14 protein-coding genes are annotated in these 14863 nt (G+C 70.4%); 8 read left to right on the top strand and 6 right to left on the bottom strand.

Annotation, left to right across the window (positions count from 1 at the left end; translation table 11 throughout):
- Positions 1-242: 242 nt before the first annotated feature.
- From ACIQE0_RS24810 to ACIQE0_RS24785, 6 genes are all read left to right on the top strand, one after another.
- Positions 243-1580: a serine hydrolase domain-containing protein gene (locus tag ACIQE0_RS24810; RefSeq protein ID WP_402336015.1), complete on the top strand. Its 1338-nt coding sequence runs from the start codon at positions 243-245 to the stop codon at positions 1578-1580.
- A gap of 58 nt (positions 1581-1638) precedes the next feature.
- Complete coding sequence (locus ACIQE0_RS24805; protein ID WP_402336012.1) at positions 1639-2112, top strand: nuclear transport factor 2 family protein; 474 nt, start codon at positions 1639-1641, stop codon at positions 2110-2112.
- A 698-nt stretch (positions 2113-2810) separates the two neighbouring features.
- Positions 2811-2963 (top strand): hypothetical protein, encoded by a 153-nt coding sequence (locus ACIQE0_RS24800; protein ID WP_366335342.1) that lies wholly within the window; start codon positions 2811-2813, stop codon positions 2961-2963.
- A 317-nt stretch (positions 2964-3280) separates the two neighbouring features.
- On the top strand, positions 3281-3829 hold the full coding sequence (locus tag ACIQE0_RS24795; protein ID WP_402336009.1) for a methylated-DNA--[protein]-cysteine S-methyltransferase: 549 nt from the start codon (positions 3281-3283) through the stop codon (positions 3827-3829).
- A 213-nt stretch (positions 3830-4042) separates the two neighbouring features.
- Entirely contained in the window at positions 4043-4753 is a 711-nt protein-coding gene (locus ACIQE0_RS24790) for an alpha-ketoglutarate-dependent dioxygenase AlkB (protein WP_366335345.1), read from the top strand.
- Between the two features lie 40 nt (positions 4754-4793).
- The gene (locus ACIQE0_RS24785; RefSeq protein WP_384098464.1) at positions 4794-5021 is read left to right on the top strand and encodes a DUF2277 domain-containing protein; all 228 of its coding nucleotides are present in this window, start codon (positions 4794-4796) and stop codon (positions 5019-5021) included.
- A 22-nt stretch (positions 5022-5043) separates the two neighbouring features.
- Here the strand turns inward: ACIQE0_RS24785 and ACIQE0_RS24780 are convergent, their stop codons facing one another.
- From ACIQE0_RS24780 to ACIQE0_RS24755, 6 genes are all read right to left on the bottom strand, one after another.
- Positions 5044-5868, bottom strand: a complete 825-nt coding sequence (locus tag ACIQE0_RS24780; RefSeq protein ID WP_402336006.1) for an endonuclease/exonuclease/phosphatase family protein — start codon at positions 5866-5868, stop codon at positions 5044-5046.
- Between the two features lie 487 nt (positions 5869-6355).
- Positions 6356-6973: a flavin reductase family protein gene (locus ACIQE0_RS24775; RefSeq protein ID WP_366337153.1), complete on the bottom strand. Its 618-nt coding sequence runs from the start codon at positions 6971-6973 to the stop codon at positions 6356-6358.
- A gap of 217 nt (positions 6974-7190) precedes the next feature.
- Complete coding sequence (locus ACIQE0_RS24770; RefSeq protein WP_402336003.1) at positions 7191-8111, bottom strand: endo-beta-N-acetylglucosaminidase H; 921 nt, start codon at positions 8109-8111, stop codon at positions 7191-7193.
- Between the two features lie 467 nt (positions 8112-8578).
- Positions 8579-9643: an NAD(+)/NADH kinase gene (locus ACIQE0_RS24765; RefSeq protein ID WP_402336000.1), complete on the bottom strand. Its 1065-nt coding sequence runs from the start codon at positions 9641-9643 to the stop codon at positions 8579-8581.
- Positions 9644-10028: 385 nt separating this feature from the next.
- Positions 10029-10571, bottom strand: a complete 543-nt coding sequence (locus ACIQE0_RS24760) for a carbonic anhydrase (protein WP_402335997.1) — start codon at positions 10569-10571, stop codon at positions 10029-10031.
- A 328-nt stretch (positions 10572-10899) separates the two neighbouring features.
- Positions 10900-13281, bottom strand: a complete 2382-nt coding sequence (locus ACIQE0_RS24755; RefSeq protein ID WP_402335994.1) for an ATP-binding protein — start codon at positions 13279-13281, stop codon at positions 10900-10902.
- A 133-nt stretch (positions 13282-13414) separates the two neighbouring features.
- Between ACIQE0_RS24755 and ACIQE0_RS24750 the strand changes: the two genes are divergently transcribed.
- Both ACIQE0_RS24750 and ACIQE0_RS24745 read left to right on the top strand, forming a co-directional pair.
- Positions 13415-14317: a hypothetical protein gene (locus ACIQE0_RS24750; protein WP_402335991.1), complete on the top strand. Its 903-nt coding sequence runs from the start codon at positions 13415-13417 to the stop codon at positions 14315-14317.
- 362 nt (positions 14318-14679) lie between these two features.
- Complete coding sequence (locus ACIQE0_RS24745) at positions 14680-14835, top strand: hypothetical protein (protein WP_366337141.1); 156 nt, start codon at positions 14680-14682, stop codon at positions 14833-14835.
- The last annotated feature ends 28 nt before the right edge of the window (positions 14836-14863 follow it).

Raw genomic sequence — 14863 nt, 5'->3', positions numbered from 1 at the left:
GCACGGCCTGGACGGTGGCTTCGGCGCCGGTCACACCACGCTCCGACGCTCATCGCCGAAATTCCGGATCAAGGTAGACCCGTAGGTTGATGTCCTGTGCCCGTCTCACCGAGAGAATCAGAGCAAGGAAACGCCAGTGGACGCCCTGTCGACACTGAGGGCCCACGCTTGCTGACCACCTTGCCCCTTCTCCCCTGCACCCTTGCCTGAGCCTCCTTCAGGCTCGAACTCCAGGAGATTCCATGCCCGTTGACCGCTCCACGCGCCACCGCTCAAGGCTGGCGGCCCTCACTGCCACCACCGCCGCGTTATGTCTTCTCAGCGTCCCCATCGCCGCGTCGGCCTCCGCCGTTGCCCCGCCCGTGCGCCCGCTGACCGCCAACACCGCCCTGTCGGCCGCGACTTCAACGGCCGCAGCCCCTGCCCCGGGCTCCAAGCTCGACCGCGCCGCCCTGCAGAGATCCCTCCAGGCATTCCGTGACGCGGGAATGTACGGCGCGTATTCGGCCGTACGGGACGGCTCGGATGACTGGCACGGCGCGGCCGGGGTCGCCGACGTCGACAGCGGCCGCCCCACCACCCCGCTGATGGAACACCGCATCGGCAGCATCACCAAGACCTTCACCGCGGTCGCCGTGCTCCAGGAGGTCGGCAAGGGCCGCATCGACCTCGACGCTCCCATCGGCCGCTATCTCCCCGACCTCGTCCCGGGCGAGCGCGTCCGCGCCATCACCGTCCGGATGGTGCTCAACCACACCAGCGGCATCGGCGAATACAGCCCAAAGATCTTCAACACGGCGGAAAGCCTGGAGGGCAACCGCTTCCATGAGTTCGACCCGGAGGAACTGGCCCGCCTGGGGGTAGCGGCACCGCCCTTGGGCAAGCCGGGCGAGGCCCACCACTACTCCAACACCAACTATGTCCTCGCCGGCCTGCTGTTGCGGAAGGTCACCGGCCAGTCCCCCCAGGCGTACATCACCGAACACGTCATCCGCAAAGCCGGTCTGCGGCACACCTATTTCCCGGCCTCCCCCTACCTCTCCGGTCCGCACGCGAAGATGTACGAGGCGGCCTACGGAGGCTTCGATCCGCCGCGGGACTTCAGTGTCTACAACATGTCCTGGGCCTCGACGGCCGGCTCCCTGGTGTCGACGATGCCCGACCTCAATCGCTTCTACCGCGCCCTCCTGGGCGGCACTCTGCTCGCGCCGGCAGAGCTTCGTCAGATGAAGACCACCGTGCCGATGGAGGGCACCACCGTGCGCTACGGCCTCGGTCTGCTTCGGACGGCCTCACCCTGTGGGGAGTTCTGGGGCCACAACGGTCTGGTACTGGGCGCCATGACCTGGTCTCTCACCAGCACGGACGGCCGCCGCCAGGTGTCCCTCGGCTTCAACCTCACCCGTTACGAAAAACTCGACGGCAACGGCCAGCCCGTGCCGGGCCCGATCGACACCGCCATGAACGCTCATCTCGCCCAGGCCATATGCGGCACCAGGGCCGGCACCGGCACCCGCCACCCCCTCGCACCGACCCCGGCGGGCCAACTGGCCTCCGCCCCACCCCGGGAAACCCGATAGCCCTCTCGAACGCCCGTGAGCGCACCCGCGCCACGCGCCATCTACCTCAGGACTTCCGATGAGCAAGGAATCGACAGACCCCATCGACCGGTTGCTCGCCGAGCGCGCCTGCGAGCGCCTGATCATCGACTTCGTCCACCGCCTCGACCTCGGAGACCCGAGCTCCGTGGCCGAACTGTTCACCCACGACGGCACCTGGGAATGGCCCCACGGCAACCGTCGTATCGTGGGCCGCGAGGCGCTGCGCGAGTATTTCGGCTCCCGTCCGACGGACCGGCTCTCCCGCCGGCTCATGACGAACATCCTGGTCTCCGTCACTTCCGCCACGACGGCCACCGCCACCTCCTACCTCACCACCTACCGCGTGGACGGCTTCGTCGACGGGATAGCCCCTTCCCGGCCCCCGACCAACGTGGGCCACTACGAGGACACCTTCCGCAAGGTCGACGGCCTGTGGCTGCTCGCCGCCCGGACCACGCACCTGGCCTTCGGAGGTGACACCCAACGCCTCGCGCCCCCGAGCGGAAGCTGAGCCGACAGGGATCGGCGAAGGGCCCCGCTCCCGTGCGTTGCCACGGGAGCGGGGCCGGTCCGAGGAGCGCCAGCAGCTCGGATGGATACGGGAGCCACCGTAAGGGCGGCCACTGACACCACCGCTCCGTCCCACGGCCGCACAGAGCACACGCAGCAGCGGGGCGCCCCCACGGCCGCACGCCCTGGCCAGGCCGACAGCGGCCACCGAAGCCCTTTCCTCCGCCCGTCAAGCCTCGCCCCGCAGCACGCGCACCCCGCAAACACCACCCGATCCGGGGAACCGCCCATAGCCGCCGGCATCACCGCTGCGCCCAAGAGACCCGGCCCAGCGCGACTCACGCCGCCATTAGCCGCGGCGGATCAGCACTCCCCTGCCCTGCCGGCCGTTCACCGTGGGACAGGAGGGCGGGTCTCCCGGAGGCCGGATCTCATGACGCCCTGTTGACGGTTCGCTGACGGGCGGAAAGAGTGGGGCGAACGCGGAGCGTGTGGGAATGGACACATGCAGGCAGCGAGGGGAGGGCGAGGTGCTGACGGTCTTTGCTGGTCAGCGAGTTGAGGTGGCGTCAGAACGAGCGGCGGAGCGGGCTCGGGGGCCCTATGACTGAAGTACGCGGGGATGCGTTGTCAGTGGCTGCCCCTAGCATGTCTCACATGTCCCCAACTCCTTCTGCCCCTACGGCTACGCCCGTTCCTGTGTCCGAGGCCAACGACTCGATCCGGCGTTTCGTGCGCGCCCGGCACGGTCTGGCCTGGACTGCTCAGGACATGGCGGAGTATGCGGTGCTGCTGGAGATCTGGACGCTAGCGGTGCGTGCTGAGGACACGGAGGTCGTCGAGGCCGCCTGAGTCGGACACCACGTAGCTTCGAGGTCACGTACGACGGCTCCGGTAATGCTCGCCTCCAGCGGGCCGCGCCGGGGCCGTCTTCGTCGCCTTGAGGCATCCGGCCTTCCGCGTTCCGGCCGTGGCCCTTCCTCCCCTCCCATCGGGCATCTGCCCGGACGGATGCCACCAGCACCCCTCCTATCGCGCGGCCAGACGGCCACCCGTCTCGCGCCCTTCACCCCACCCGGAGCCGCCGCGTCCGATTTCCGCCAGTCTTCTCGCCGGAAAACCGGCAGACTCAAAGAAAGCCCAGGTAACAGCAGGCACGAGGACACACCATGAACACCCATGCCACGACCGCCGCCACACCCACCGCGACCCACTACACGACTCTCGGCAGTCCCCTCGGCGAACTGCTGCTCGTCGGTGCGGACTCCCCCACCACTCCCGGCAGCATCGCCCTCACCTCGCTCTCCATGCCCGGGCAGCGCACGGCCCCGGCCGTAGGGTCACACTGGCGCCAGGACGCCGGCCCGTTCGCCGAGGTCATCCGGCAGCTCCGGGCCTATTTCGCCGGTCAGCTGACCAGGTTCACGCTGGAGTTTCACACCGCGGGTACGGAATTCCAGGAGCGCATCTGGCGGGCCCTGGACGACATCCCCTACGGGACCACGACCACCTACGGTCGTCTCGCCGACGCCCTCGGCGTGCCACGCACCGACGTGCGTGCCCTGGGAGCCGCGATCGGGGCGAACCCGCTGCTGCTCGTACGCCCCTGCCATCGAGTGGTCGGCGCCGACGGCGCCATGCGGGGATACGCGGCGGGCGTGGAGCGCAAAACCGCGCTGCTGACCCACGAAGGCGCCCTCCAACCCACGCTCATCTGACCGCAGTCGGCGGGCATCGAGCGCGCGCCCGCCGCAGCGGCGGCCATGTGCCTCCCGCTCACCCGCCCCACCGGGCCATGGTGGCGTCACAGCCCCCACCACCCACCCACCGCGCCGACATGGCACGCTGAAAGCACAGCCGCCAAGCAGCCCCACCCCGCCTCCCGCGTCCCTCTCCGCTCCCTCTCCACATCAAGGCAGGTCACCGCGCCCATGACCACCCCACTCCCGGGCTTCGAGGATGTCGGGCAGCTCCGCGGGTCCGCCGGACCGAGCAGCGCCACAGGGCTCACGCGTCGGGAGCTGGCCCCCGGGGCGGTCCACCTCCCCGGTTGGCTCTCGCTCGCGGAGCAGCGCGAGCTGGTCACCGCCTGCCGCGGCTGGGCACGCGGCCCGGTACCGATCCGGCACACCAGACTCCGGCGCGGCGTGATGTCCGTCCAGACGGTGTGCATCGGATGGCACTGGCAGCCGTACGCCTACAGCCGCACCGCCGACGACGTGAACGGTGCCCGGGTCGCCGAATTCCCGGAGTGGCTGCTCGCGTTGGGCCGCCGCGCGCTGGTGGACGCGTATCAGGACACCGCGGCGGGCGAGACATACACGCCCGACAGCGCACTGATCAACTTCTATGACGCCGAGGCCAAGCTCGGCATGCACCAGGACAAGGAAGAGCACTCCAGCGCGCCGGTCGTCTCCCTCAGCATCGGCGACACCTGCGTCTTCCGATTCGGCAACACCGAGACCCGCACCAAGCCCTACACCGACATCGAACTGGCCTCGGGAGACCTCTTCGTCTTCGGCGGTCCGTCGCGGTTCGTGTACCACGGCGTGCCCAAGGTCCACCCGGGCACCGGCGATCCCGCCACCGGCATGGCCGCCGGCCGCCTCAACATCACCATGCGAGTCACCGGCCTCAGCTGATCCACACCCGGCGGGCCATCTGACGGGGCAGACTGGACGCATGTGCCGCAGCATCAAGACGCTCCGCCCGCCCGTCACCCCCGAGGTCAGCGACGAGGACATCCGCGCCGCCGCCTTGCAGTACGTCCGCAAGGTCTCCGGATTCCGCGCCCCGGCGGCTCACAACCGCGAGGTGTTCGACCAGGCCGTCGACGCCGTCGCGGCAGCCACCCGAGAACTCCTCGACGGCCTCCAGGTCCGCGGCGCGACCCCGGCCCGCCCGCGCTAGCGCCACCTCTCCGCCCAGAGGCCTACCAGTCGATCCATGCCTGGACCGGAAGGTGATCGCTGGGGAACTGTCCGTTCATGGAGTACGTATTGATCGACGCCCGCCGTGTCCGCATCGTCGGCGAGGTGAGAATCCAGTCGACCCGGTCCCCGTCCGGCACCAGCGGCCGGTATCCGTGGAAGGTCCCGTACCGGGCGCTCCGTTCTTCTGCGGAATCCCAGCTGTCGACGAGTCTTCCGGCCCCGAGCATGGTCTCGTACACGGGGTTCTGGTGCGCCGCCACGTTGAAGTCGCCGGTCACGATCCGCGGCAGGGCGGGGTCCAGGGTGCCCAGCCGCTCGTTGATCAGCGCAGCGGAACGCTCCCGCGCATACTGCACGGCGTGATCGAGGTGCGTGTTCAAGAGGTAGAACTCCGCAGAACCCCGGTCTTCCCTTTCCCCCGAGCTCCGCCCGACTTCCCCGCTCCCGCCTCCGCCACCGCTCTTCAGCAGATCCCGGAAACGCACCCAAGTCGCCATCCGGATCACGGTGTTGCCCCAGGTTTTCGACCCGATCACATAGGGCGTGTCGGAAAGCCAGAAATGGTCGTATTCAACAGGGGCGAGGCGCCGCACATCGTAGAAGATCGCCGCGAATTCGTCCCGACTTCCGCCGGCTCGCCCCGTACCCACCCAGCCGTAGTGCGGCCCGAGATCATCAGCGATATCCCATAACTGCCCGTACAGCCCTTCCTGCGTACCGAGGAGGTGGGGAGCCTCGCGACGCAACAGGTTCCGCATCGCCGGCCTGCGCTCGCCCCAGGAATTCGGGCGGACATCCGAGGCGTACCGCAGGTTGAACGTCATCACCCGCAGCGGCCGCCGCCCGTCGTCCGTCGCCGCGTACGCGGCCCCACCCCCGGACACCACGGGCACCGCCGCCGTAGCCCCACCTGCCCCGACAAGCGCTGTGGTGGCCACCCCGCGCAACACCGACCGCCGGCTCAACGCCGCTCCGGAAGCCCGCTCTTCGGCTAGGGCATCGTTCCGAGGTCCCGAGTCGCGGCCGGGAATCGGCCCTCTGCCGGATACCAACCGCCCAGTAACGCAACCGTGCACCAGCCACTCCCGACCGCCGATTTCCGACCACTACCGGACTCCACCCGGATACCGCTTTCCGACATTCGTCAACTGCCGGTAGCCATCGGAGTCTTCCCTCGCGTTGGGCCATCGTCGCGGCCCAGGCTTCCGCACCTCTCTGAGCTGCGGAAGCCCCTCTCACATGAACTGAAGTGAAACCCTCGCTCCCCCGCGCCTCCCGGGCACCGTCCCACCGACGGACGGCCGGCTTCGCCTACCGGTCGGCCGCGGGTCCCTGCCAGTCCTCATGCCGAATACGGGCGAGGTCGCGCACGCCGCTGACCGTTCCCCATTCGTTCTTCCCCAGCCGCGACAGCGGACGCAGCTTGCTGATTTCCGGGTGCCCGTCCACCAGCACGTCTTCCGACACCACGGCATGCACCACCCGTCCGAACACCACGGTCCCGTCACCGATCCGGAGAGTGCTGTGCAGTTCGCATTCCAATGCCACCGGCGAGGCGGCGACCCGCGGCGGCTTGACCCGAAGGCTCGACTCGGGCTCGATCGCCGCAGCCTCGAACTCGCTCACGCCGTGCGGAAAGTCGGTAGCCGTGTCATTGATCTGCGCGAACAGCTCCTCCGGCGTGAAGTTGACGACGAATTCGCCGGTGTCCTCGATGTTCCGCAGGGTGTCCTTGCGGCCGACGGAACTGAACTGCACCACGGGCGGTTTCACGCTGGCGATGCTGAAGAAGGAGTGCGGGGCGAGGTTCGCCGTCCCGTCCTGGGTCACGGTGGACACCCAGGCGATCGGCCGCGGCACGACCGTGGCGGTCAGCAGCCTGTAGAACTCGTTACGGGGCATCTCAGCGGGGTCGAAGTCAATGCGCATGGTGATCAGTATCCACACGAGCGGCTGCGGATCCTACGGCGGCTCCACAGCATTACGTGCGACCACTTCTCCTACGGGCTTGGTGGAGACGTGGGTGACCGGTCACCCCGCACCGCGCCCCCGACATCGTTGTCGAAGGCGCGGTCCGCGCGGATCGCGGCCCTACGGGATGCGGCAAGCCCCGAGGGAGCGCCGTGCACTGGGGCGGGCGGTCGCCTTACGGCGTGTAGACGGCGTCACTGCCGTACAGCTCCCTGGTGAACGCGGACACGTCGGCGCTGCGGTCGGTGCCATCGAGGTTGTACGTCAGATAGACGCCGTATCCCTCGCTGACGGTGCGGCGGGCGAGGTCCGCGAGCGAGCTCTGCGAGGTTCGGCCGATCTCGACGGCCGCCGGAGACAGCTTCGACTTGGGCAGTGCGATGCCGGGGACCTGCCAGGTGCCGTAGTACGGGTTCCAGGCGTAGTCGAACGAGGACGAGACGTCGACGCCACCGTAGGAGAGACGCGACGCGGCCGGGCCGATGTTGTACAGGCTGATGATCTTGCCTGGCATGTTCGCGCGCAGCGCCGTCACCAGGTGCACGAACGAGCTGTCGTTGGGCTGGCCGGTGCCGTTGTTGCCATACTCGGCGTACTCGTCGTCGAAGTCGATGCCGTCGAGGCCGTACGTGGCCACAGTGTCCGACAGTTGTTTCGCGAACGCCGAAGCCGCTTGCTGTGACGGGAAGTTGGCGAAGCCTGCGCCCTGGTGGTTGCCGAGCACCGAGAGGACGACCTTGATGCCCTTCTGCTGCAACGGCCGTATCTCTGTCGCCGCGTTGTCGAGGACGCGCTGCACGTTCTCGTTGAAGTACAGGCGCGCCGCCTTCGCGCCCGTGTCGTAGTTGATGTTCGCCGCGAAGATCACGGCGACGTCGAAGACGTTGCCGCCGCCGTTGGCGAGGGTGTACTTGCCGACGTTGCGCATGCTGTTGTTGTTCACCTCGACGTACGCCACCGAGGTCGGCCCCTGTTTCGCGGGGGCGGGGGCCGCTGCCGCGCCGGTCGTGGCGGTCGCGCCGACGGTAAGGGCCGCGGCGGCCGAGAGCGCGAGCGCGGCCATCCGCACTCTGCGCCGTACCGGAGTGAACCTCATTGATCGGTCTCCCATCGCGTAGGTCGGCGCCCGACCTGTCCGAAAGCGCCGAGTGAGCCTCCGAGTTTTCCGCTCCCGTGACCGAATCCCGGGCGTCATGCCCGAACTCTTCACATCCCCCACGCACGTCGCGTCACAACCCGGCTCCTGGGCAGGGTAGTTGGTGCGTCCAGATCAGGGTCGCCGTGCGGCCTCCTCTCTGGCCGACCACCTGGCCTTGACGATCCGGGCATTCCGGGAACCTACCGCCCGGTCGACGAGCTCCCTGACCCATACCAGCCCCTGCTCGTCTGCATACAAGCCGAAGCTCAGAGTTCGCGTCCTCATGATGGCGCAAACCTACTGATCAGCGGTCTTCAGCGGCAACGCTTTTGCCTTCGATGGCACGGGGATGAGGCAGGCGTTCCGAGAGTTCCAAGAACCCGAGTGCACCGTGAGGAAGCGAACGTCGCCCGGCGAGGAAGGGGTCAGCGGGCTGCGGTGGGAGGGGGCAGGCGCAGGCCCGCCAGGTCCGGGGGGACGGAGGAGTGGGGGCGGAAGAACGGGGCGGATTCTCCGTCGGTGGCGGTGGCGGGTGCGTCGGTGAGCTGGAAGCGGTCCCGCAGACGTCCGTAGAAGTCGGTGGGCTGGAGGCGGACGAGCCGTACGCGTTGCGGGGCACGGTAGACGCCGATCCAGTCGCCCGGGTCGAGGACGCCCCGGAGCTGGCCGTCGATGCTGACCGCGGCGCGGCCGGAGTGCGGCAGGAGGCGCAGCGCGACCGGTTCGTCGGGGGCTGCGACGACGGTGCGGTTGAAGGTCATGTGGGCGGCGATCGGGGTGAAGACGACGGCGTCCATGTGCGGGGAGAGCACGGGGCCGCCGGCGGCGAAGCTGTAGGCGGTCGAGCCGGTGGGCGTGGCGACCACGAGGCCGTCGGCGGAGTAGGCGGCCAGCAGCCTGCCGGAGATGTAGACGCCGACGTCGACCTGGTGGTCCCGGGTGAGCTTCTCCACCACCACGTCGTTCAGGGCGTTGACGTCCAGCGGCAGACCCCAGCCGTCGCCCGCGGTGCTCTCCGGTCGCGTCTGCGGTGGCGGGAGGGCCGGACCGCGTCCGTAGCAGAGGGGGGCCTCCAGTTCGGCGGGCACCTCCGGGAGGCGGGAGGCGCGCATGGTCAGCGTCATGCGCTCCTCGACCGGGGCGTGGCCGGCGTGGACGGCGTCGAGGGCGGTGGTGATGTCGCAGGCCGGCACTTCGGTGAGGAAGCCGACCTTGCCCAGGTCGACGCCGAGCACGGTGGCACCGGTCTTCACGGCGATCCGGGCGCCGCGCAGGAAGGTCCCGTCCCCGCCCAGGGTGACGACCAGGTCGGGGTCGCCGGCCGCGCGGGCCTCCTCGCGCGCGGAGCGGCGGCGTTGGTCCGCCGACCAGACGTCGATCTCGGTGCAGGGGACCTCGTGCGCCTCGCACCAGGCGTGCACGACGCCGGCTGCTTCCCGGGCGGCGTCCCGGCCCTGGTGGACGACCAGTCCGACGCGGTGTACGGGCATGGCGGACCTCGTCTGGTTTCCTCGTTGCTCGGCTCTGCCCGCCGGGGTGCGGGGACTGCCTGTTCTCACCCGGTCAATCCTGGGGCCTCGGCGTGCGATCGGCCCATCGACATGCCGCTCGCCCGGCCGAGCCCGTGGGCGGTCCGTCGTCCGAGGCGGGGCGGGTCGGCGGCTCAGCAGGGGCTGTCCGGAGGTTCATCGGCTGCGGACGCGCTCTGGCGTCGCCCTATCATCCGCCGCGAAGACAACGGACATCGCTGATCTGGCGCGAAGCCGTTCGGACCGTCGGGTGCCTCGGTGCCGGACGGCCGGGAACCGGTCTGTCGGACGCGGTCGCCTCCGTCCTGTCGCCGGACCGGGATCGCCGGGGCCGACCGTGTCGTGCTCAGCCGGGCTGGACGACGGTGGTGATCTTCCCGGTCCCGAGGTCGTAGGCGTAGCCTCCGATCTTGATATCGCTGATGGCCGACGCGAGCTCGGGTGCCGAGCGCAGCTTGGCGACGTCCTTCTGCACCGTCTTGGACGGCTCCAGGACGGCCATCTCCAAGGAGGTCCGTTCGTCCCAGCCGCCGCGGGCGGCGAAGCCGGCGCGCAGCTCGTCATCTGCGAGGAGTCCTGAGCCGCAGTCGTTGTGGTGGATGACAGCGATCTCGAACCAGTCCGCGTCGGGCGTCTTGTTCTCATGCAGGTGCACGATCCAGGCAAGGTCCTTGATGATCGCCGGCGTCACGCGGCCGCCGATGTTGCGTGCGACGATCGCTTCTCCGAGCCGGGCGCCCAGCACAGCCGCGGGCTCCACGCGTGGATCGATGCAGGTGATCAGGTACAGCTGCTCGAAGGGGATGAACGGGAGCTGGGGGACGTCTGCCTGGGCACCGGAGGCCGCGAAAGCCCGGTTGCGCTCCAGGTACGGGGTGAAGTTCGACATGGCTGGTTCCTTTGAGGAGGCGGTGACAGCCTGGGGCTGTGAGGCCGGGACCGCGTGCGCGGCACCGATGTCCGCGATGCGCGAGCCGGCCTGGTGGGCCATGAGCCGCAGGCGGGCGGCGGCAAGCCGTCCCAGGCACCACCATCGGCCACGAGGGGATCAGGGGCCAGGCGGACTGGCCCGGCAAGGCGAGCCGAGCGTCGCCGACTCGAAGGCCCGCCGCGAACGAACGCTTCGGCCCGAAGCCGGCCCACGTCGCCCTGGGCGCACTCGCCTCCACCGGCCGGTACGCGGCGGCGGGCTGGAGTGTGTGCCTGCTGGGCGTCGTTCAGTCTGCCGGCGCTCGCCCTGTGGGCCCTGCCCGCCGTCGGCTTCCGGCGGGTTCGCCGCGCTGCTCGTACGTCCACACCGCCAGTTGCGTGCGGGAGGTGAACCCCAGCTTGCCCAGGATGCGTTCGACGTGGTTCTCCGCGGTGCGTTGGGCGATCGTCAGGCGCGCCGCGATGTCCTTGTTGGTGAGGCCCTCGGCGACCAGCTCGGCGACCTGGCTCTCGCGCCGCGTCAGCCCTGGGGCCCCGGCCGCGTCGTCCAGTACGTAGGCCATCGCCTCGTCCGCCGTGGCGCGCGCCCCGCGGCGGAACTCCCGGTCGAAGACGGCGGCGGGCAGCGCCTGGCGTATCTCAGCCTCGAAGCGCAGATGCTGCGCGCGCATGAACGGTGCCGAGCCGAGTCGCCCGCCCAGCGACTCCCACAACAGGTGCAGCACCCCCAGGAGCCGGGCCGCGCGCCGCGGGGCGTCCTGGGTGCTCCATGCGATGACCTCCACGCACATGGCCACGTCCCACCAGTCCTGGAACGGGCGCAGCCGGGCGATGGCCGCCCTGGCGTGCGTGATCGCGTCGGCGGGGGCGTCCGCGCGCCGGGCCAGCAGGGCGCGGGCGAGCAGGGCCATGCCGTGCAGCCATGACTCGTCGTGCGCCTGAGCGGCCGCCTCGACCTCGCCGCAGGCCTCGTCGGCCTCGGTGACGTCACCTCCGTAGGCGTGCGCGATGGCGAACTTGACCCGGCATTCGAGGGCCGCGTCGAGGCAGCCCTGCGCGTGGAACTCGGTGCGCGCCCGCGCGAACAGCTCGGCAGCGCTCGCGACGTCCTCGCGCCAGACGGCGAGGATCCCGTGGTGGTGCCACACCCACGCCGACTCCCGCCGGTGGCCGCCTCGCCGGGCCGCCGCCTCGCAGGTGGCGAGCGCGCGCCGCACCTCGGCGTCCGGGGCGCCCTGCAGGATGCTCAGGTAGGTGTCGGTGACCTGGGCCTGTAGGCGGACGACGGCGGTCGGGCCGGCCGCTTCGCCGCCGTCGTCCTGCGCGTGGTCGGCGGCGAGCAGCTGCGCCAGCCAGCGGCGGCCCTCGGACAGCAGGCCCGCGGTGATCCAGTAGTGCCGGGGCGCCACGGCCAGGGCCAGCCCGGCTCGCGCCTGTCCGGGCCGCTCCAGGCAGAACTCCAGGGCCGTGCGCAGGTTCGGGTGGTCCAGGCGCAGCCGTGTGAACCAGTCGACCTGCCGGGGCCCGAACCACTCCCGCCCGGCCCGTGCGGTCAGTTCGGCGTACCGGTCCCGGTGGCGGCCGCGGAGCGTGTCGAGCGAGCCGGACGCGGCCAGCCGCTCGTGCCCGTACTCCCGTACCGTCTCCAGCATGTGGTAGCGCGAACGCCCGTGCTCCTGGCGGTGGTTGACGATCGACCTGGCCACGAGTGCGTCGAGGGTGTCGAGCAGGGCGGTGGGCGGCAGGTCGGCGTCCGTGCAGACCCGTTCGAGGCTCTCCAGGTCGAAGCCGCCGCGGAACATCGAGGCCCGCGCCCACAGCAGTCGCTCGCGCTCCGTGCACAGGCCGTGGCTCCAGTCGATCAGCGCGCGCAAGGTGCGCTGCCGGTCGGCGGCGACGCGGCTGCCCCCGGTCAGCAGCGCGAACCGGTCCGTGAGCCGTGCCAGGATCTCCTGCGGCGTCAGGCTGCGGATGCGGGCCGCGGCCAGCTCGATCGCGAAGGGCAGCCCGTCCAGACGGCGTACGAGCTCGGCGACGGCGGCGGCGTCGGAGTCGGTCACGGTGAAGCCGGGCAGCACGGCGGCGGCCCGGTCGGTGAACAGCGCGACGGCCGGATTGCCGCTCAGGGCGCGCACGCCGTGTCCCGCGTCCGCCGCCGGCACCGGCAACGGCTCGACGGAGAAGACCTGTTCACCCGCGATACCGAGCGGCTGCCGGCTGGTCGCCAGGATGCGCAGCCCGGGCGCGGCCCGCAGCAGCGCGTCGGCGAGGCGGGCGCACGCGTCGATCAGGTGCTCGCAGTTGTCCAGCACCAACAGGGTGCGGCGCTCGCGCAGTCGGGCGGCGAGGGCGGCCGTCGCAGGGGCGCCGGCGCGGCCCGGGTTCGCCATGTCGAGGGTGCCAAGGACGCTCGGTGCGAGCAACTCGGGGTCCCGCAGGTCGGCGAGTTCGGCGACGTACACGCCGTCGGGGAAGGCGGAGCGCGCCGCGTCCGCCGCCACGCGCAGTGCCAGCCGGGTCTTGCCCACGCCGCCGACTCCGCTGAGCGTGACCAGCCGTGCGCCGGAGAGCAGCCGCGCGATCCGGGCCGTCTCCGCCCGGCGCCCGATCAGCGGCGTCAGTTCGCCGCCGAGGCCGACGAACGCCCCTGGTGCTGCCCCCGTTTCCATGGGCGGCCATTTTACGGACGCGCGGCACCGGCACCGCGGCTGCACGGGAATTGAGTAGTTCTCCCGATTCCCCCTGCGCGCACCCGCCTTGAGACTCGACGACGTGGTATCGGACGATCATGCGAGGTGTGCGATGGCGGCAGGCGCGGCGGTGGGGCCCGGGCTGCTGGGGGAACGGGTGTGGACCTACCAGGGAGCTCTGCCACGGCGGCCGCTCACCGTACTCGTCCCGCTCGTCATCGTGTTCATCGTGATGTGCACCATCGCCGGTGACCACTACGACACGGAGTCCTCGTTCCGCCTGGTCTTCTGGATGATCCCCGGGGCGGCCGCGCTGTGCATCGCCTTGGCTGTCCGGCACACCCGGATCCGGATCCACGAGTACGAGCACGGCTTCGAGCTGCGCCGACCCTGGCGCCGCACGCTGCGCTACGCCTGGTACGAGATCGCCTCCGTCGGGGCCACCAATGTGTCCGTCCACATCAACCTGAGCCACTCGCACGACGTGCTCAAGATCGTCATCCGCCCGTACACGGGCGGTCCGATCCGCCTCAGGGGCCTGGACTACCTCAAGGTCCGCCAGCCGACCGGCTTCTGGCGCCTGGCCAAGGCGGCGCCCCTCGGCACCGCCCAGGCGTTCCACGCGCGCGCCTCGCAGGGCGTGGCCGAAGCCCTCGCACAGCGGCACCTGGAGGAGTTGGACGCGGGCGGCGAACTGCGCTGGGGCGCCTTGACGTTCACCCGCGACGGGCTGACGCTCACGCCCTTCCCCGGGCTGCTGGACTGGTCCCGTATCGGCTACGTGTCCGGGAACCCGAGCCGCGGCGTCCACCTCGACGTACGGGGACTGGCCGCGCACGTCGGCAGCCCGGCCCTGTCGGCGCGCGCCACCAAGGCGGGCTACCGCACCGAAGGCGACCGGCTGGAGGTGTTCATGCCGGTCCGCCGTCCCGGATCGGACTACACGGCGCTGAGCATTCTGCTCGCCCACGGCCCCGCCCTGTGCGGCGAGCGGCCCGAGGGACGCGAGCGCTGACGGAGTGGGGGATGCGGTGTTAGGTCGGGCGGACTGAGGGTCGAACTGCGCGCCCCGAGTGCGCACTTGGAGTGCTACCGCCGGCCGGATGCAGACACGAGGGCAGGGCGGTCCGGCGGCATGGCCGATGGACGAGCGTCACATGGTGTACCGGAGCACCTTCCTGGTCGTGTCCTCAGCTGAAGACGTCGACCGGCCGTACTTGGAGCTGGACACCGAATACCACGACGCCAAGACGGGGCAGTGGACCTCAGTACTGGGACACCGCGCGGCGCGCCTGGAAGACGCTGCGCCAGGCCAATGGAGACGCCGGCGGCGCCATCCCCGGCCCGAAGACGCTGAAGCCCCGCGAGTCCGTCCACATGCAGTTGCGGTTCAGGGTGGGTAAGGACCTGCCCCTGGACCACAACTACGACGCGTTCACCGGCCTCACCGGCACCTTCGTCGACCGCTACCACGACACGGCCTGCACGGTCCAAGGCGACGCCGTCGGCGCTTTCTACCCCCGCGAGGGCTGAAACTGTGGGGAGGGCTGCCGCCGTCGCG

The organism is Streptomyces sp. NPDC093097, from assembly GCF_044754325.1.
GTDB lineage: Bacteria > Actinomycetota > Actinomycetes > Streptomycetales > Streptomycetaceae > Streptomyces.
This window is presented reverse-complemented; position numbering and strand designations above follow the sequence as displayed.